Below are 17,053 nucleotides of genomic sequence, written 5' to 3'. Positions count from 1 at the left end.
CCTCGTTCTCGCTTCCCGCGGTGTGAGCCCGGAGGGAATTCCCTCCGGGCTTTCTCCGTTAGGGGTGGCAGAAAGTTCAACGCTCAACTAACCTGGGTGTACAAGAGGAGGTACCGACATGCCTGCAGTGACCGTCGAGAACCCGTTGACGCTGCCCCGTGTGACCGCTCCCGCCGACGCGGTGGCCCGCCCCGTGCTCGCCGTCACGACCGCGCCGAGCGGTTTCGAGGGTGAGGGCTTCCCGGTGCGCCGTGCGTTCGCCGGGATCAACTACCGCCACCTGGATCCGTTCATCATGATGGACCAGATGGGCGAGGTGGAGTACGCGCCGGGCGAGCCCAAGGGCACCCCGTGGCACCCGCACCGTGGCTTCGAGACCGTGACGTACATCATCGACGGCATCTTCGACCACCAGGACTCCAACGGCGGTGGTGGCACCATCACCGACGGCGACACCCAGTGGATGACCGCGGGCTCGGGTCTGCTGCACATCGAGGCTCCGCCGGAGGCGCTCGTCATGTCCGGCGGTCTCTTCCACGGCCTCCAGCTGTGGGTGAACCTGCCGGCCAAGGACAAGATGATGGCCCCGCGCTACCAGGACATCCGCGGCGGCAACGTGCAGCTGCTCTCCACCCCCGACGGCGGCGCGCTGGTGCGGGTCATCGCCGGTGAGCTGGACGGCCACCAGGGGCCCGGTGTCACGCACACGCCGATCACGATGATCCACGCGACGGTCGCGCCGGGCGCCGAGCTCACCCTGCCGTGGCGCGAGGACTTCAACGGCCTCGCGTACGTGATGGCGGGCCGCGGCACGGTCGGCGTCGACCGCCGGCCGATCCACCTGGGCCAGACCGCGGTGTTCGGCGCGGGCTCCTCGCTGACCGTCCGCGCGGACGAGAAGCAGGACGCGCACACGCCGGACCTCGAGGTCGTCCTCCTCGGCGGGCAGCCCATCCGTGAGCCCATGGCCCACTACGGCCCGTTCGTGATGAACACCCAGAAGGAACTCCAGCAGGCTTTCGAGGACTTCCAGAAGGGCCGCCTGGGGACCGTCCCGGCGGTGCACGGAATGACCGAGCGCGGGCCGAAGGCCTGACACTCCGTCACCCGGGCGGGCCGTGCCGAGAGGACGGCCCGCCCGGCACGTGATCGGGTGGAGGGGTGCATCTCCTCCCCGATCCCGCCCGCCGGCTCGCCGCGTGGTGCGCCGTCGTCCTGCTCGCCGCCGGAGTCGGCTACGTGGGGATCCGGCTGTGCGCCGAGTTCCGCACGGCCGTGACGCCGGTGCTGCTCGCCCTGCTGGGAACCGCGCTGCTCGGCCCCCTGTTCCGCCGGCTGGTGACGGCCGGGGTCAACCGGTCCGTGGCCGCCGCGGTCACCTGCGTCGCCGTGGTGGCCCTGGTCGGCGGGGCCGTGTACATCGTCGTCGCGGCGCTCATCGACACCGGGGACGAGATCATCGCCTCGCTCAAGACTGCGGCGCGCGGGGTCGCCGACCACTTCGGGGCCGCCGGGACCTCGCTGGACGACCTCGCCACCAACAGCAAGGACCTGCTGCGCAAGTTCGGCGGGACCGCCGTCTCCAACGTCATCAGCGGGGTCAGCGTCGTCGGCGAGAGCATCGCCGTGGCGGTACTGGCCCTGCTGCTCGTCTTCTTCTTCCTGCGGGACTCCCACCGGACCTCGGACGTGCTCAGGTCGCTCGCGCCGCGCGGCACCGCCGACGTCGTGGAGGCGATGGCGCGGCGCGCTTTCGCCGCCGTCGAGGGGTTCATGCGCGGGACGACCCTCATCGCGCTGATCGACGCGGTCTGCATCACCGTCGGGCTGCTGGTCCTGCGGGTGCCCGGAGCGGTCGGGCTCGGCGCGCTCGTCTTCGTCACCGCCTACATCCCCTACCTCGGCGCCTTTCTGTCCGGCTCGGTGGCCGTGCTGGTCGCGCTCGCCGACCGGGGCTTCGTCATCGCGCTGTGGGCGCTGGGGGTGGTGCTGGCGGTGCAGGTGCTGGAGGGACACGTGCTCCAGCCGGTGATCCAGAGCCGGACCGTGCAGATGCATCCGGCGGTGGTCATGCTGGCGATCACCGCGGGCGCGTCCGTGGCCGGCATCCTGGGCATGCTGCTGGCGGTGCCGCTGACGGCGGCCGCCTTCGGCGTGCTGCACGAGCTGCGCACGCGTTACGCGCCGCCGCCGCCCACCCCCGAGCCGTCGGACGCGTGACACCGCTCCCCGCGGCTCCTACGGCCCCCTCAGCCCCGTTCCCCCCGTTCTCCTTGCTCTCCCCGTCCTCCCAGCTCTCCTCAGGCCTCTCGGCTCCGCCGCTCCCCCTGGTCGCCTTGTTCCTCCCGCTCCTCCGGCGCGGGCTCGGTGGTGTGCGGCTCGTGGAGTTCGAACCAGATGCTCTTGCCCTCGCCGCGCGGCGTCACCCCCCACGCGTCCGCCAGCAGTTCGACGAGGACCAGGCCGCGGCCGGAGGAGGCCAGTTCGCCGGGCCTGCGCTTGTGCGGGAGGTCGTCGCCCGCGTCGGTGACCTCCACCCGCATCCGCCGCTCGCCCGCACGGCCGGTCACCTCGGCGACCAGCAGGGCGTCGGTGTCGGTGTGCACGAGGACGTTGGTGAGCATCTCGGAGACGAGCAGCACCGCCGAGTCCACCTGCTCCGCGCAGGCCCAGTCGTGCAGCAGCTCGCGCAGATGCCGTCGGCCCTCCGCGATCCGCTCGGGTTCGACCTGGGTGACCGTGAGCATCGTGCGGCGCACCGACGGCCGTACCGCGACGGTGTCCCCGCCACCGCGGGTGTCCGCGTGCCGGCCCAGCAGCAGGACGGCGACGTCGTCCTCGCGCCGGTCGGACAGCGACCCGGTGGTGTGGTGGGAGGAGGGGCCGAGCACGGCCTGGACGAGCGCGTCGGCGAGCCCCTCCAGATCACCGGTGTGGTCCTCCAGCGTCGCGCGAAGGCGCTTCCAGCCCGTGTCCAGGTCATGGCCGCCGGTCTCCAGCAGGCCGTCCGTGCAGAGCATCATCGTCTCGCCGGGTTCCAGGGCGAGCCGGGTGGTCGGGTAGTCGGAGTCCGGGTCGACGCCGAGGGGCAGCCCGCCGGCCGTGGAACGCACCAGCACCGTCCCGTCCGCCATCCGGATCGCCGGGTCCAGATGGCCGGCCCGGGCGGTCTCCAGGACCCCGGTCACGGGGTCGACCTCGACGTACAGACAGGTCGCGAAGCGCAGGCCGGCCGGGTCGTCGTCGGCGTGGGTCAGACCGTAGAAGAAGCGGGAGGCGCGGGACAGTACGGCGTCGGGGCGGTGACCCTCGGACGCGTACGCCCGCAGGGCGGTCCTGAGCTGGCCCATCAGGCCCGCCGCCCGCACGTCGTGGCCCTGTACATCGCCGATGACCAGGGCGAAGTGCCCGTTGGGCAGCGGGATCATGTCGTACCAGTCGCCGCCGACCTGGAGGCCGCCGCCGGTCGGGACGTAGCGGGCGGCGAGGTCCATGCCGGGGATCTCGGGGCCCAGCGTGGGCAGCATCGACCGCTGGAGCCCGTCGGTCAGTTCCCGCTCCGACTCGGCCGTACCGGCCCGGGACAGGGCCTGCGCGAGCATCCGGGCCACCGTGGTCAGCACGGACCGCTCGTCGGGGGTGAACGCGACCGGGTAGAGGAAGGCCGCCATCCAGGCGCCCATCGTGCTGCCGCCGACGCTCAGCGGCAGGAAGGCCCAGGAATGGCGGCCGAAGCGCTCGGCGAGCGGCCAGGTGAGGGGGTAACGCTCCCGGTACTGCTCGGGGGAGGACAGGTACACGGCGCGGCCGGTGCGGACGACCTCCGCGGCCGGGTAGTCCGTGGTCAGCGGCAGGTGGGAGAACGGGGCCTCGTCGCCCGCCGGCTGCCCGTGGTGGCCGATGACCGTCAGCCGGTCGCCCTCCACGCCGAAGACCGCGAGACCGTCCGGAGAGAAGCCCGGCATCGACAGGGTGGCCGCGACCCGCAGCACCTCCTCCGTCGACCGCGCCTCGGCCAGTGCCCGGCCCGCGTCCAGCAGGAACGCCTCCCGGGAACGCCGCCAGTCGCCGGTGACCGCGCTGCGCCCGGCCGCTGTGCCGGGCGAGGGCTCGGTGACCTCCTGGAGGGTGCCGATCAGCTCGAACGACCGCCGCAGCGGGTCGTAGCTCGGCTTGGAGCGGCTGCGCACGGTGCGGACGATCCGGCCCCGCTCGTCCATGATCCGGATGCGTACCTCGGCGAGGGTGCCCTCGGAGACGGCGAGCTGGACCACGCCGGTGATCTCGTTCCAGTCGACCGGATGGAACCGGGCTCGCGCCTGGGCCTCGGTGAGCGCGGCCGGCTCGGCGGGCAGCCCGAGCAGCCGTGCCGCCTCCGCGTCGACGGTGACGAGTCCGGTCGCGGTGTCCCAGTGCCATATCCCGGTCGCGAGGGCGGCGAGGACCTCCCCCACGGCGGGCAGGGGTTCACCAGTGCGCATTGCCCCACTTTATGGACAGGTGATCGGAGCGTGCCACCGAAGACGCGCGGTGAGGCCCGGGCGCCGCCGTGTTAATGGTGGGGAGGCGCTCTCAGGGTGGCCGGTAGGCTTGGGGCACGTTGTTTCACGTGAAACACGACCCCGATCCGCGAAGGCTGGATGAACGACGATGCATCGGTACAGGTCCCACACCTGCGGCGAGCTCCGCGCCTCTGACGTCGGCACCGACGTCCGGCTGAGCGGCTGGCTGCACAATCGGCGCGACCTGGGCGGCATCCTCTTCATCGATCTGCGCGACCACTACGGCATCACGCAGCTCGTGGCCCGCCCCGGCACGCCCGCCTACGAGGCCCTCGACAAGGTGACCAAGGAGTCGACGGTCCGCGTCGACGGCAAGGTCGTCTCCCGTGGCACCGACAACGTGAACCCGGAGCTTCCGACCGGTGAGGTCGAGGTCGAGGTCGGCGAGGTCGAACTGCTCGGCGCCGCGCAGCCGCTGCCCTTCACGATCAACGCGGAGGACGGGGTCAACGAGGAGCGGCGGCTGGAGTACCGCTTCCTGGACCTGCGTCGCGAGCGCATGCACCGCAACATCATGCTGCGTACGGCGGTCATCTCGGCGATCCGTCACAAGATGACGGCGCTGGGCTTCAACGAGATGGCGACCCCGATCCTGAGCGCCACCTCCCCCGAGGGTGCCCGCGACTTCGTCGTCCCGTCCCGGCTGAACCCCGGCAAGTTCTACGCGCTCCCGCAGGCGCCGCAGCAGTTCAAGCAGTTGCTGATGATCTCCGGCTTCGACCGGTACTTCCAGATCGCGCCCTGCTTCCGTGACGAGGACGCCCGCGCGGACCGTTCGCCGGGCGAGTTCTACCAGCTCGACGTGGAGATGTCCTTCGTCGAGCAGGAGGACGTCTTCCAGCCCATCGAGAAGCTCATGACCGAGCTGTTCGAGGAGTTCGGCAACGGCCGTCACGTCACCTCGCCGTTCCCGCGCATCCCGTTCCGCGAGGCGATGCTGAAGTACGGCTCCGACAAGCCGGACCTGCGCGCCCAGCTGGAACTGGTCGACATCACCGATGTCTTCGAGGGCTCGGAGTTCAAGGCGTTCGCGGGCAAGCACGTGCGCGCCCTGCCGGTGCCGGACGTCTCGGCCCAGCCGCGCAAGTTCTTCGACCAGCTGGGCGACTTCGCCGTGACACTGGGCGCGAAGGGCCTGGCCTGGGTCCGGGTCGCCGAGGACGGCTCGCTGACGGGTCCGATCGCGAAGTTCCTGACCGAGGAGAACGTCGCCGAGCTGACCAAGCGCCTCTCGCTGGCGGCCGGGCACGCCGTGTTCTTCGGCGCGGGCGAGTTCGACGAGGTCTCCAAGATCATGGGCGCGGTGCGGGTCGAGGCCGCCAAGCGGGCCGGCCACTTCGAGGAGAACGTCTTCCGCTTCTGCTGGATCGTCGACTTCCCGATGTACGAGAAGGACGAGGAGACCGGCGCGATCGACTTCTCGCACAACCCCTTCTCGATGCCGCAGGGCGGCCTGGAGGCCCTGGAGACCCAGGACCCGCTGGACATCCTGGGCTGGCAGTACGACATCGTCTGCAACGGCGTGGAGCTGTCCTCCGGCGCCATCCGGAACCACGAGCCGGACATCATGCTCAAGGCCTTCGAGATCGCGGGCTACGACCGTGAGACCGTCGAGGACAAGTTCGCGGGCATGCTCCGCGCCTTCCGCTTCGGCGCCCCGCCGCACGGCGGCATCGCCCCCGGCGTCGACCGCATCGTCATGCTCCTCGCGGACGAGCCCAACATCCGCGAGACGATCTCCTTCCCGCTCAACGGCAACGCCCAGGACCTGATGATGGGCGCGCCGACGGAGCTGGAGGAGACCCGGCTGCGCGAACTGCACCTCTCGGTGCGCAAGCCGCAGCCGAAGTAGACGGGCCCGTCCCGGACGGGTGGGTTTTCGAGAAGGGGCCGGAGATCGGTATCGATCTCCGGCCCCTTCTCCGTCCGGTGCGGGCCGGTCGTGCGACGGGACCAGGCACTCCTAGGTGTCGTACCGGCCGTCCCAGGGCGCGCCGAAGCCGAGGTGGTCCGGGTAGAGCTCGGCCCAGGGGTCGTCCTCGTCGTCGCCCGTCACAAGGCCGAAGAGGACGCCGTCGAGGGTCAGCCGGAAGGGGCGTATCGCGATGTCCGTGTAGGTGCGCCGGGGCAGGCTCCGGAGCATGGTCGCGAGATGGGCCCGGGCGCGCGCGAGCACCGAGTCGGCGCCGTGCGGCGCCTGTTGCTGCTCGGCCCAGGTGCCGGCGCACCAGATCTCCGAGTCTCGGTACCGGCCGTCGGCGTCGAAGAGGTGCAACGCCGAATAGAGGCGTTTGTGCTCCTCCCAGCCGTCGTCGGGACGGAACCCCTCGGGGAACGCGTAGGTGACCGACGCCAGGAACTGTCCGTCCGCATAGCGGCCGACGGCCTGGGTACGGCCGTGCGGCTCGTAGGCGATCGGAATGACCTCAGGGACTGCCATGGCGAGAACCATACGTATGTCCTGTGGCGACATTCGCACCCCGGTCCCCAGTTGGGCACCTACGCACTCCGCGATGGTGCTACTTCGCCACGAACTGCGTCAGGATCGCCTGGACTTCGTAGATGTCCACGCCCTTGGTGAACGTCTTCTCGATCGGGGTCGCCGAGCCGGAGATCCAGATCTTCAGCTCCGCGTCGAGGTCGAACGTGCCGGCGGTCTCGACCGCGAAGTGGGTGATGCTGCGGTACGGGACGGAGTGGTACTCCACCTTCTTGCCGGTGATGCCCTGCTTGTCGACCAGGATCAGGCGGCGGTCGGTGAACAGGATGGTGTCGCGGATCAGCAGGTACGCGGCGTGCACCTGCTCGCCCGGCCCCAGCAGACGTGCGAAGTCCTGCTGGGCCTGGCCCGGGTCGATGGTGTGCGCGTTGCCGAACAGTGCCATGGATGGCCCCCCTCAATACAAGATCCCCGCAACATATATCGGGGCAAGGGGGCCGTCCATGGCCGGGCGGGGATCCGTAGCTGCCCGGGGATGCCGACAGGGCGCAAGTCGCGGCGGCATCCGGCGGCGATTTCCGGCCCCTCTTTCGCGGGTGGGGGAAAGGGCGTCCTTTTCTCAGGTCGCTGACAGGCTCACGCCCTAGCTTCCCGGCGCATGACAGCGAAACAGGAGCCCCAAGGGCACACGTACGCAAGAGGACTGACGCGCCGCGAGGTGGTCGTCGGGGGGACCGGAGCCGTTGCCGCGGTCGGTCTGGGCGGCGCGTTCGCGGTGAACGCGTCCGCCGGTGAGAGCGGCGAGCGCGGTACCGGTGACGGTGAGGTCTGCTACCGGCTGACCTCCGAGGCCGTGGAAGGCCCGTACTACATCGATGCGGACAGGATCCGCCGGGACATCACCGAGGACCGCGAGGGCATTCCGCTGCTGCTCGCCCTCAAGGTGATCGACTCCGAGACCTGCCGGCCGGTCCCCGACGCAGCCGTCGACATCTGGCACTGCGACGCCTCGGGCGTCTACTCCGGCTACGAGGACCAGGGCAGCGGCGGAGGCGGCCCCGCGCCCACCGGCGAACCGCCCACCGGTGCACCGCCCTCGGGCGGCCCCGGCGGCGGGGGCGGCGGCCACCAGGAACCCACCGACGACTCGCGCTACCTGCGCGGCACCTGGCGCACCGACCGGCACGGGCACGTCACCTTCAGGACGGTCTTCCCTGGCTGGTACCGGGGCCGCTGCGTCCACATCCACGTCAAGGTGCACGTGGACGGCGCGTGGACCGACGCCGGCTACGAGGGCGGACACACCTGCCACACCGGCCAGTTCTTCTTCGACGAGGAGTCCGTCCTCGCCGCCGCCGAGGTGGCGCCGTACTCGGCCAACACCACCGAGCGCACCACGCTCACCGAGGACACCATCTACGACCGGAGTGGCGCCCAGGGCGGCCTGCTCGGGCTGCGGTACGCCCGGCGGGACATCGGCGAGGGCGTCCGCGGGTCGCTCACGGTGGGCGTCGATCCGGGCGCCACCCACGACGGCCAGGACGCCCCACTGCGGCCGAGCGCGTCGGCCAGTCCGTCCGCCACGAACTGAAACTGACGCAGTGCCGGGTGGCAGCTCGCACAGTGCGTCACGCGGCGCGCGACGGCTCGTCCCCGTCCGGCACGGTCGCTAGCGTCGCCTCTGCTCACGTGCACCACCCGGCACTGTTCTGCACCGGTCACCCCGGACACATGGCGGAAGGGGAAGAGCGTGACCGAGCCCGGCATCCGCAGTCTGCTCGAACCGCACCACCTGCTCGATCCCCACCCGGTCTACCGGCGGTGGAACGCGCAGGCTCCCGTCCTGTGGGACTCCGAGATCGACGCGTGGCTGATCACCGGCTACCAGGGAGTCGCTCACCGCGCTGCGGGACGCCGAGACCTTCTGCCAGGACTGGCGGCGCGTCGGCGAGGACACCCCGCCCGCCCTGCTGAGCCTGCAGACCCTCGACCCGCCCGAGCACACCCGCATCCGGCACCTGCTCCTCGAGGGCTTCAAGGCGGTGGACCAGGACCTGCTGGACCGCACGGTCCGCACCACGCTCGACACGCTGCTGGCCGGTGTGGCCGGACAGGACACCTTCGACTTCGTGGCCGAGGTCGCCGAACCGCTGACCCTGCGGGTGGTCACCCAGCTGCTCGGGGTGCCGCAGCCGGACACCCGGTGGTTCGTACCGCTGTCGAACACCATCGTCGACGGCATGGACGCCAGCCTGCGCCCCGGGTGCTACGAGCCCGGTGTCGCCGTCCGCGCCCGGCTCACGGAGCTGGTCGGCCGCTGGCTCGACACCGAGCTGCCGCCCGGGTTCACCGCCCATGTCAGGGTCGGGGCGCCGGACGCGGGCATCGACCACGACGTCCTGCTGAACTCGCTGCGAGTCGTGCTCCAGGCGGGCTTCCAGACGGCCGGCCGCTTCCTCGCGATCGGTCTGCTCACCCTGCTGCGCATCCCGCCGGGCCGGCGCGTCCCGGTCGACACGGACAAGGCCGTCAACGAACTCGTCAGATACGCGGGCCCCGTGCACGTCGAGAGCCGGGCCTGTGTACGGAACACCGTGCTCGGGGAGCGGAAGATCCGCAGGGGCGAGATCGTGTCGATGTTCCTCGGCGCGGCGAACCGGGACCCCGCCGTGTTCGAGGACCCCGACACCCTGCGATGGGACCGGACGCCCAACCGGCATCTCTCCTTCGGCCGGGGACCGCACGCCTGCCTGGGCGCCCAGGTCGCCCTCCAGGTGGCCCGCCACACCTTCGGCGTCCTCGGCACCCGCTACCCGGACGCCCTCCTCGTCACCGAGCCGGAACCCCGGCCCAACGTGACCGAGCACGGACTGCACCGTCTGGAGATGTCGCTCCGCGAGGCTCAGCCGGACCGGTGAGACAGGTCCGAAAGCGGAGCGAGTCCGCACGACCCGTCCACGGAGGAAAGGGGTGAGCGTCATGCGCCACAACCACTGAAACCCGTAGCAGCACACAGGCAGGACCCATCCGTACAACGGTCCCGCCGGGCCCGGGCCAAGTGCCCGTCTCCTCGTCCCGTGCCCGGCGGGACGCGGGCGAGAGCCGGTGAGCGACTCCATGACCGCCACGATCCCCTCCTCGCCGCCGACCGGGATACGGGCGGTGCTGCGGGTGCCGGGGATGCCCGCGGTCTTCGCCGCGCACGCGGTGTCCATGGCGGGCACCCTGGCCGCCGAGGTCGCGCTGTCGATCCTGGTGTTCGAGCGCACCGGGTCCGCGCTGCTCTCCGCGCTGGTCCTGGTCTGTTCCTTCCTGCCCTACGCCCTCGGCGGCATCGTCCTGTCGGCGCTCGCCGACCGCTTCCCGCCCCGGCCCGTACTGGTCGCCTGCGACCTGCTCAGCGGCGTCTGTGTCGCCGCCATGCTGCTCCCCGGCCTGCCGATTCCGGCCCTGCTCGGGCTGCTGCTGGTCACCGGCTTCGTCGCACCCCTCTTCCAGGGCGCGAGGGCCGCGAGCCTGGCGTATCTCCTCGACGCGAAGACGTTCCCCACCGGCCGTTCGCTGCTGCGCACGATCAGCCAGACCGCAGTCGTCTCCGGCTTCGCCCTGGGCAGCGTCGCGGTCGCCGCGGTCGGCCCGCTGTGGCTGCTGGCCGCCGACGCCGTCAGCTTCCTCGTCTCGGCCGCGCTCATCGGCCTGCGCACCCCGGCCGGCGCACCGGACGGCGGGACGTCCCTCGTCCGCGTGGTGCGCGGTTCGGGCGAGGGGCCGCGCCGGCCGCCGGCACACCGCTCGCTGCGCCGGCTGATCCTGCTGACCTGGGCCGTTCCCGGCTTCTCCGCGGTGGGCGACGGGCTCGCCGTGGCGTACACGGCGCAGACGGGTGCCGCGGCGACCTCGGCGGGCGCCCTGTTCACCGGGTACGCCGTCGGCACGGTCGCCGGCGATCTCACCCTCGTACGACTGCGGGCGGCCACCCGGCGCCGTCTGGTCACCCCGCTGGTGCTGCTGTCCCAGCTGCCCCTGGCGGGATTCCTGCTGACCCCGTCCGTGCCCGTCGCGGCGGCCCTGCTGGCGCTCTCCGGCGCGGGCATGGCCTGCAACCAGGGACTCGACCCGCTGATCCTCGACGCGAGTGAACCCGCCGGCCGGGGGCGGCTGTTCACGGTCCAGAGCAGCGGCCTGATGACGGTCCAGGGCGTCGGCATCGCCGCCTTCGGCGCCCTGGGCGTCTGGCTGCGCCCCGGTGCCGTCATCGGCGTCACGGGGCTGGTCGGCGCGGTGGTCGTCACCCTCATGGCCCGCCGGGCCCTGGGCACGCCGCCGGACGGCGGATCAGGGCCGGGCGGACCGTGAGGCGAGGCGTCCGGTCACGCGTTCGGTGAGCGGGTCAGGCGGGGTCGCCGCCGAAGCGCTCCTTGTACGTCTCCAGGTCCTCGTCCGTGAGCTTGGCGAACAGCACCGGCGGGACCGTGAACGGGGTGCCGGCCGGGACCGCGGTGAGGGACTTCGCCTCGGCCTCGGTGACCCAGGCCGCCGTGTCGTCCGGGAGAGAGAAGGCCGCGCGCATCGTCGCCGCCGACGACGGGATGAACGGCTCCGAGACCACCGAGTAGAGGTGGATCAGGTTCATCGCCGTGCGCAGCGTGAGGGCAGCGCCGTCCTTGTCCGTCTTGATCTCCAGCCAGGGGGCCTTCTCCTCCAGGTAGGAGTTGCCCGCCGACCACAGCGCACGCAGGGCGGCGGCGGCCTTGCGGAACTGGAGGGCCTCCATCTGGGTCTCGTACTCGGCCAGCAGACCCGCGATCTCCTCGCCGAGCCTGGTCTCCGCCTCGCCGGCCTGGGCGCCCGCCGGGACCTCCTCGCCGAAGCGCTTCTTGGAGAAGGACAGCACCCGGTTGACGAAGTTGCCCAGGGTGTCGGCCAGGTCCTTGTTCACCGTGGCCGTGAAGTGCTCCCAGGTGAAGGACGAGTCGTCCGACTCCGGGGCGTTGGCGATCAGGAAGTACCGCCAGTAGTCCGCCGGGAGGATGGCCAGCGCCTGGTCGGTGAAGACGCCCCGCTTCTGGGAGGTGGAGAACTTTCCGCCGTAGTACGTCAGCCAGTTGAAGGCCTTGACGTAGTCGACCTTCTTCCAGGGCTCGCGCACGCCCAGCTCGGTGGCGGGGAACATGACGGTGTGGAACGGGACGTTGTCCTTCGCCATGAACTCCGTGTAGCGGACGTCGGTGTCGACGTCGTACCACCAGGACTTCCAGTCGCGGGCCTCCTGGTCGGTGTCCCGCGCGGCGGCCGCCCACTCCTTGGTCGCGCCGATGTACTCGATCGGGGCGTCGAACCAGACGTAGAAGACCTTGCCCTCCGCCGCCAGTTCGGGCCAGGTGTCCGCCGGGACGGGGACGCCCCACTCCAGGTCACGGGTGATCGCGCGGTCGTGCAGGCCCTCGGTCAGCCACTTGCGGGCGATGGAGGAGGCCAGCTGCGGCCAGTCGTCCTCGTGGCGCGAGACCCAGGCCTCGACCTCGTGCTGGAGCTTGGACTGGAGCAGGAAGAGGTGCTTCGTCTCGCGGACCTCCAGGTCCGTCGAGCCGGAGATCGCGGAGCGCGGGTCGATCAGGTCCGTCGGGTCCAGGACGCGGGTGCAGTTCTCGCACTGGTCGCCGCGCGCCTTGTCGTAGCCGCAGTGCGGGCAGGTGCCCTCGACATAGCGGTCCGGCAGGAAGCGGCCGTCGGTCGGGGAGTACACCTGGCGGATCGCCCGCTCCTCGATGAAGCCGTTCTCGTTCAGCTTGCGGGCGAAGTGCTGTGTGATCTCGCGGTTCTCGGCGGACGAGCTGCGGCCGAAGTAGTCGAAGGACAGCGCGAAGCCGTCGTAGACCGCCTTCTGCGCGTCGTGCGCCTGCGCGCAGAACTCGTCGACCGGGAGGCCCTGCTCCTTCGCCGCGAGTTCGGCCGGGGTGCCGTGCTCGTCCGTCGCGCAGATGTAGAGGACGTCGTGGCCGCGCTGGCGGAGGTAGCGGGAGTACACGTCCGCCGGGAGCATGGACCCCACCATGTTGCCCAGGTGCTTGATCCCGTTGATGTACGGAAGGGCGCTGGTGATGAGGTGTCGAGCCATCGCGGGCTGCTCCCAAGTCGCTACGCGGAGTGACGATCGTGGTTCTGTGGTCGTCTGTGAACCTTGAAATCGTAGCCGACATGGGTAGGCCGCCCGCTTCCCGTTTTACAGGGTGGGAAGCGGGCGGCCGGTGCTCCGGGCTCATGGGGCTACGGGCGCCAGGTGGCCAGTACGCCTTCGTACAGCTCGGTGTCCGTGAGCTCGCGCGGGGTCGCGCCCGCGTGGAAGAAGGACGCGTTGGCGGCCTTCAGCTTGCGGAGGTAGTCGAACGCCTTGTTCTCCGGGTCGCCGAAGGCCACGAAGGAGAAGAACAGGGCGGGGTGGCTCTTCGCGGCGTCCGTGAGGGACTGGGTCGCGGGGGTCTTGGCGTCGGGGGCGCCGTCGGTCTGGAAGACGACGAGGGCGGGGTCCGTCGTGCCGGACTTCTCGTAGTGGGTGACGATCTCCTGCACGGCCGCGTGGTAGCTGGTACGGCCCATGCGGCCGAGGGAGGCGTGCAGCTCGTCGATCTTGTTCTCGGGGTCGGTGAGGGTGAGGTCGGCGGTGCCGTCCACTTCCGTGGAGAAGAAGACGACGTGGACCGTGGGGTCGGCGCCGCCGCCGAGGGCCGCCGCGAGGGCGAGGGTCTGGTCGGCGAGGGCCTGGGCGGAGCCGTCCTTGTAGTACGGACGCATGGAGGCGGAGCGGTCGAGTACGAGGTAGAGCCTCGCTCGGGTGCCGGTGAGGCCGCTCTTCGCGAGGGCGGCCGTGGCCGCTCTGTGGGCGGTGGCGAGGTGAGGTGCGGTGACCTCGGCTTCGCCGTCGGCGACCACGGGGTCGGTCTCCGGCGCTGCCGCCGGAACGACGGCGACCACGGGCTCGGCGTCGGCCGAGGGCTCGGCCTCCGTCTCCGCCTCTGTCGTCTCCGTCTCCGGCTCCGGCGCGATGTCTGCCGAGGGCTCGGACACGGGCTCCGGCTGCGGGGCGACGGCCGCCGCGACCGGCTCCGGAGTCTCGGCCACGGGCTCGGTCTCCGTCACGGGCTCGGGGTCGGGCTCGCTCACGGTCTCGGTCACGGACTCCGGCTCCGAGGCGGCGACGGCCGCCACCGGCTCCGTCTCCGGCTCCGCTTCGGCCACCGGTTCGGGAGCGGTCTCCGCCTCCGCCTCGGGGGTGACCTCGGCGGCGGGCTCTTCGGTGGCGGATCCCTCCGCCTGCGGCTGCTCAGCCGTGGGCTCGGGCTCCAGTTCGGGTGTGGTGTCGGCGGTCGGCTCCTCGGCGGCAGGTTCCGCCGTGGTCGCGGCCTCCGGCTCGGTCTCGGCCACCGTTTCGGCCACGACCTCGGCCTGCGGCTCTGCCTCAGCCACCGGCTCCGACGCCACCTCAGCCTCAGCCTCGGGCTCAGCCTCAGCCTCGGGTGCCGGCGCGGCCTCGGCCTCGGGCTCGGTCACCGTGTCAGCCTCGGCCACCGTCTCCGCTTCGGACTGGGCAGTCGTCTCCGCCTCGGTGACCGGTTCGGCCTCGGCGACCGTCTCCGTCTCGGCCACCGGCTCGACCTCGGCCTCGGTGACCGGCTTCGGCTCCGGTGTCTTCTCCTCCAGGGGGGCCGTTTCCGTGGGGTTCGGGGCGGTTTGCCTGGGGACCGTCACGTTGTCGAAGGCCGCCGACACCAGGTCGTGTTCGTCCTGTTCGGACGGGGTGCGGGGTTCGGGGACCTGGGCGGTCGCCGTGGTTTCCCGGTGTGGTTCCTGGGCGGGGACAGTCTCCTGCGAAGGAATCCGTTCCGCACCCTCTGCCTCGGCGGCACGATCTTTGCGTGTCCGACCGAATGCGTTCCGCAGGAGGTTCAGAATGCCCATGCGCGCAACCCTTCGCGTGAGTTGATGCCCGTCAATCCCTGGCCAGGACGGACACGTAAGGTTAGCGGCCACTGTTGGCGATCTTGGGCAGGGGCGGATTCGCGCCTACCGCACCCCATCGTGGCCGAGGCAGAACGTACCTTGCGCTCAATGCGGGGTCGCGATCGCCCGGGCCGCCGCCACTTCCTGGCGCAGTCCCTCCAGGACGCTGTCCTGCGGTCCGGCGAGGTCCGTGCGGACCGCGACCAGGGTCTCCGCTTCCCGGACGCCCTCGGACAATTCCCGCAGTTGCCGCGCGACCTGGGACACCTCGGCCGGTGACGGCGGCGCGCTGCCGTGCGCGACGCGGACCCGTGCCGCCGTCGTCGCGTCCACGATGCGTTCCACGGCGACGACCAGCGGCCACCAGGCCGCGGCGCGGCGGCCGGTGGGCGGCGGTTCGGTCAGCGCGCGCTGGAACTCCGTACGGACGACGGACAGGTCGCGGTAGAGACGGCGGCGCATCCGGGCGCCGGCGGCGGGGTCGGTGCTGTCGCGGAAGGCGCACTCGACATAGGCGGCGGTGTCGGCGACCGCGTCCGCCAGCCGGTCGCCGACGCGGGTGTGCCAGCTCTCCGGCCACAGCAGGTATCCGGCCACCAGCGCGATCGCGCAGCCCATCAGCGAGTCCGTCAGCCGGGGCAGGAGGAGAGCCGTGCCCAGGTGGTTGAGGATGTCGGAGAGGAGCAGGATCACCGGGGTGATGGCCGCCGTCTGATAGCCGTACCCGCGCGGGGTGAGGAGCGGGATCAGCGGCGCCAGCAGCATCATCGTCGGTACGTCCCACCAGCCGCGCGGCACCTCCGCCAGGACCGCCGCCGCGACCCCCAGTCCGGCCACCGTGCCCAGCGCGCGCAGCAGCGCCCGGGAGAAGACGGAGCCGAAGTCGGGCTTGAGGACGAAGGTGATGGTGAGGGCGACCCAGTAGGAGCGGGCGACCGGGACGACCGACACCAGTACCTGGGCGAGGCCGATGCACAGCGCGAGCCGCAGGCCGTAGCGCCAGGACGCGGCGGAGAGCGCGACGTTGCGGGCGGCCCGGGTGGCGCGGACGCGCAGGGCGGCGGGCCGGCCGAGTCGGTCGTCGGCGCCGCGCGGGTCCGCGTCCGGAGCGGCGACGACCTCGGCGGCGTGACGCAGGGCGTGCTCGATGGCCCGGCCGGTCTCGTCGGTCGGGACGGGGAGACCGAGCGCGATCGGTCCGGTGCGGCCCGTCTCCACCGCCCGGGCGAGGCGCAGGACGGCCCGGGGCACCTCCGGCGGGAGGGTCCCGCCGCTCTGGTGGGCGGCCGGGGCGGCCTCGACGACCGGGGTCATGGCGTTCAGCTGGGCCACCAGGCGGGTGAGTTCGGGGCTGTGGCCGTGTTGGCGGGTGCGGCGGGCGAGGACGACGTCGTACGACTGGTTCAGCGACCGGGTGACGGCATGCCGGGCCGTGTCGTACTCGCCGGGTACGGCGCTGCCGCTCGCGGCGAGCAGGGCGGCGACGTCGCGATACGTGCCGGCGACCGCGCCGCGCTCGGGCACCCCGGAGCGCATCGGCCAGGTGAGCAGGGCCAGCAGCAGGACGAGCAGGCCACCGCCGGTCATCAGGGCCGGGGCCAGCCGCCAGTCGCCGGGGAGGGGCAGGCCCGCGCCCACCACCGAGTTGAGGAGCAGGAGCAGGCCCGACACGGAGGCCACGGCGCCGATCGTCGAGATCATCCCGGAGACGAGCGCGAGGCCGGTGACGGTGGCGACGGTGAGCCAGCCGTGGCCGTGGACGAAGGTGCCCAGCGTGATGCCGACGGCGCCGAACAGCTGGGGGATCGCGATGTTGAGGATCCGCATGCGGTAGGCGTCCTCGGTGTCGCTGATGACGCCGGACAGGGCGCCCATGGAGGCGAGGGCGCCGTAGGCGGGCTGTCCGAGCGCGAGTCCCACGGCCAGCGGGAGGGACATCGCGACCGCGGCGCGGACGGCGGCGGAGCGGTTGGCGGGGGCGTACTGCGGTTGGAGGTTCCGGACCAGCCAGTCGGGCGGGGTGAGGCCGATGGGGAACTCTCGGGACATGCGC

At 71.7% G+C, this 17,053-nt stretch carries 12 protein-coding genes; 6 read left to right on the top strand and 6 right to left on the bottom strand.

Annotated features, from left to right (window positions below; genetic code table 11):
* Positions 1-118: 118 nt before the first annotated feature.
* Positions 119-1,096, top strand: a complete 978-nt coding sequence (locus ACWCQK_RS06205) for a pirin family protein (RefSeq protein WP_451152440.1) — start codon at positions 119-121, stop codon at positions 1,094-1,096.
* A gap of 65 nt (positions 1,097-1,161) precedes the next feature.
* Complete coding sequence (locus ACWCQK_RS06200; RefSeq protein ID WP_451152438.1) at positions 1,162-2,220, top strand: AI-2E family transporter; 1,059 nt, start codon at positions 1,162-1,164, stop codon at positions 2,218-2,220.
* A gap of 80 nt (positions 2,221-2,300) precedes the next feature.
* On the opposite strand, the gene ACWCQK_RS06195 is transcribed toward ACWCQK_RS06200, so the two are convergent.
* Positions 2,301-4,481, bottom strand: a complete 2,181-nt coding sequence (locus tag ACWCQK_RS06195; RefSeq protein WP_451152436.1) for a SpoIIE family protein phosphatase — start codon at positions 4,479-4,481, stop codon at positions 2,301-2,303.
* Positions 4,482-4,650: 169 nt separating this feature from the next.
* On the opposite strand from ACWCQK_RS06195, the gene aspS reads away from it, so the two are divergent.
* Positions 4,651-6,414: an aspartate--tRNA ligase gene (gene aspS, locus ACWCQK_RS06190; RefSeq protein ID WP_451152434.1), complete on the top strand. Its 1,764-nt coding sequence runs from the start codon at positions 4,651-4,653 to the stop codon at positions 6,412-6,414.
* A gap of 111 nt (positions 6,415-6,525) precedes the next feature.
* On the opposite strand, the gene ACWCQK_RS06185 is transcribed toward aspS, so the two are convergent.
* Together ACWCQK_RS06185 and ACWCQK_RS06180 are read right to left on the bottom strand one after the other, a co-directional pair.
* Positions 6,526-7,002 carry a hypothetical protein gene (locus tag ACWCQK_RS06185; RefSeq protein ID WP_451152432.1) on the bottom strand — a complete coding sequence of 159 codons (477 nt, stop codon included), beginning with the start codon at positions 7,000-7,002 and terminating at the stop codon, positions 6,526-6,528.
* Positions 7,003-7,081: 79 nt separating this feature from the next.
* Complete coding sequence (locus ACWCQK_RS06180) at positions 7,082-7,447, bottom strand: PH domain-containing protein (protein WP_451152430.1); 366 nt, start codon at positions 7,445-7,447, stop codon at positions 7,082-7,084.
* A 213-nt stretch (positions 7,448-7,660) separates the two neighbouring features.
* Between ACWCQK_RS06180 and ACWCQK_RS06175 the strand changes: the two genes are divergently transcribed.
* The 3 genes from ACWCQK_RS06175 to ACWCQK_RS06165 all read left to right on the top strand — a co-directional run bounded on the left by ACWCQK_RS06175 (position 7,661) and on the right by ACWCQK_RS06165 (position 11,358).
* Positions 7,661-8,593 (top strand): intradiol ring-cleavage dioxygenase, encoded by a 933-nt coding sequence (locus ACWCQK_RS06175; protein WP_451152428.1) that lies wholly within the window; start codon positions 7,661-7,663, stop codon positions 8,591-8,593.
* Between the two features lie 451 nt (positions 8,594-9,044).
* Complete coding sequence (locus ACWCQK_RS06170) at positions 9,045-9,920, top strand: cytochrome P450 (protein WP_451152426.1); 876 nt, start codon at positions 9,045-9,047, stop codon at positions 9,918-9,920.
* Positions 9,921-10,119: 199 nt separating this feature from the next.
* The gene (locus tag ACWCQK_RS06165) at positions 10,120-11,358 is read left to right on the top strand and encodes an MFS transporter (protein ID WP_451152424.1); all 1,239 of its coding nucleotides are present in this window, start codon (positions 10,120-10,122) and stop codon (positions 11,356-11,358) included.
* Between the two features lie 34 nt (positions 11,359-11,392).
* On the opposite strand, the gene metG is transcribed toward ACWCQK_RS06165, so the two are convergent.
* The 3 genes from metG to ACWCQK_RS06150 all read right to left on the bottom strand — a co-directional run bounded on the left by metG (position 11,393) and on the right by ACWCQK_RS06150 (position 17,049).
* Positions 11,393-13,120, bottom strand: a complete 1,728-nt coding sequence (gene metG / locus ACWCQK_RS06160) for a methionine--tRNA ligase (RefSeq protein WP_451152422.1) — start codon at positions 13,118-13,120, stop codon at positions 11,393-11,395.
* Between the two features lie 149 nt (positions 13,121-13,269).
* Positions 13,270-14,958 (bottom strand): VWA domain-containing protein, encoded by a 1,689-nt coding sequence (locus ACWCQK_RS06155; protein ID WP_451152420.1) that lies wholly within the window; start codon positions 14,956-14,958, stop codon positions 13,270-13,272.
* A 147-nt stretch (positions 14,959-15,105) separates the two neighbouring features.
* Positions 15,106-17,049, bottom strand: a complete 1,944-nt coding sequence (locus tag ACWCQK_RS06150) for an FUSC family protein (protein WP_451152418.1) — start codon at positions 17,047-17,049, stop codon at positions 15,106-15,108.
* Positions 17,050-17,053: the final 4 nt, after the last annotated feature.

Source organism: Streptomyces sp. NPDC002306 (genome assembly GCF_053593435.1).
The sequence above is the reverse complement of the archived record's forward strand: the minus strand, read 5'-3'. Positions and strand labels throughout refer to the sequence as shown.

Bases quoted from the DNA above. Each gene is read 5' to 3' on its own strand.
- ACWCQK_RS06205 (WP_451152440.1), top strand. From the start codon at position 119: ATGCCTGCAGTGACCGTCGAGAACCCGTTGACGCTGCCCCGTGTGACC.
- ACWCQK_RS06195 (WP_451152436.1), bottom strand. From the start codon at position 4,481: ATGCGCACTGGTGAACCCCTGCCCGCCGTGGGGGAGGTCCTCGCCGCC.
- aspS (WP_451152434.1), top strand. From the start codon at position 4,651: ATGCATCGGTACAGGTCCCACACCTGCGGCGAGCTCCGCGCCTCTGAC.
- ACWCQK_RS06185 (WP_451152432.1), bottom strand. From the start codon at position 7,002: ATGGCAGTCCCTGAGGTCATTCCGATCGCCTACGAGCCGCACGGCCGT.
- ACWCQK_RS06180 (WP_451152430.1), bottom strand. From the start codon at position 7,447: ATGGCACTGTTCGGCAACGCGCACACCATCGACCCGGGCCAGGCCCAG.
- ACWCQK_RS06175 (WP_451152428.1), top strand. From the start codon at position 7,661: ATGACAGCGAAACAGGAGCCCCAAGGGCACACGTACGCAAGAGGACTG.
- ACWCQK_RS06165 (WP_451152424.1), top strand. From the start codon at position 10,120: ATGACCGCCACGATCCCCTCCTCGCCGCCGACCGGGATACGGGCGGTG.
- metG (WP_451152422.1), bottom strand. From the start codon at position 13,120: ATGGCTCGACACCTCATCACCAGCGCCCTTCCGTACATCAACGGGATC.
- ACWCQK_RS06155 (WP_451152420.1), bottom strand. From the start codon at position 14,958: ATGGGCATTCTGAACCTCCTGCGGAACGCATTCGGTCGGACACGCAAA.
- ACWCQK_RS06150 (WP_451152418.1), bottom strand. From the start codon at position 17,049: ATGTCCCGAGAGTTCCCCATCGGCCTCACCCCGCCCGACTGGCTGGTC.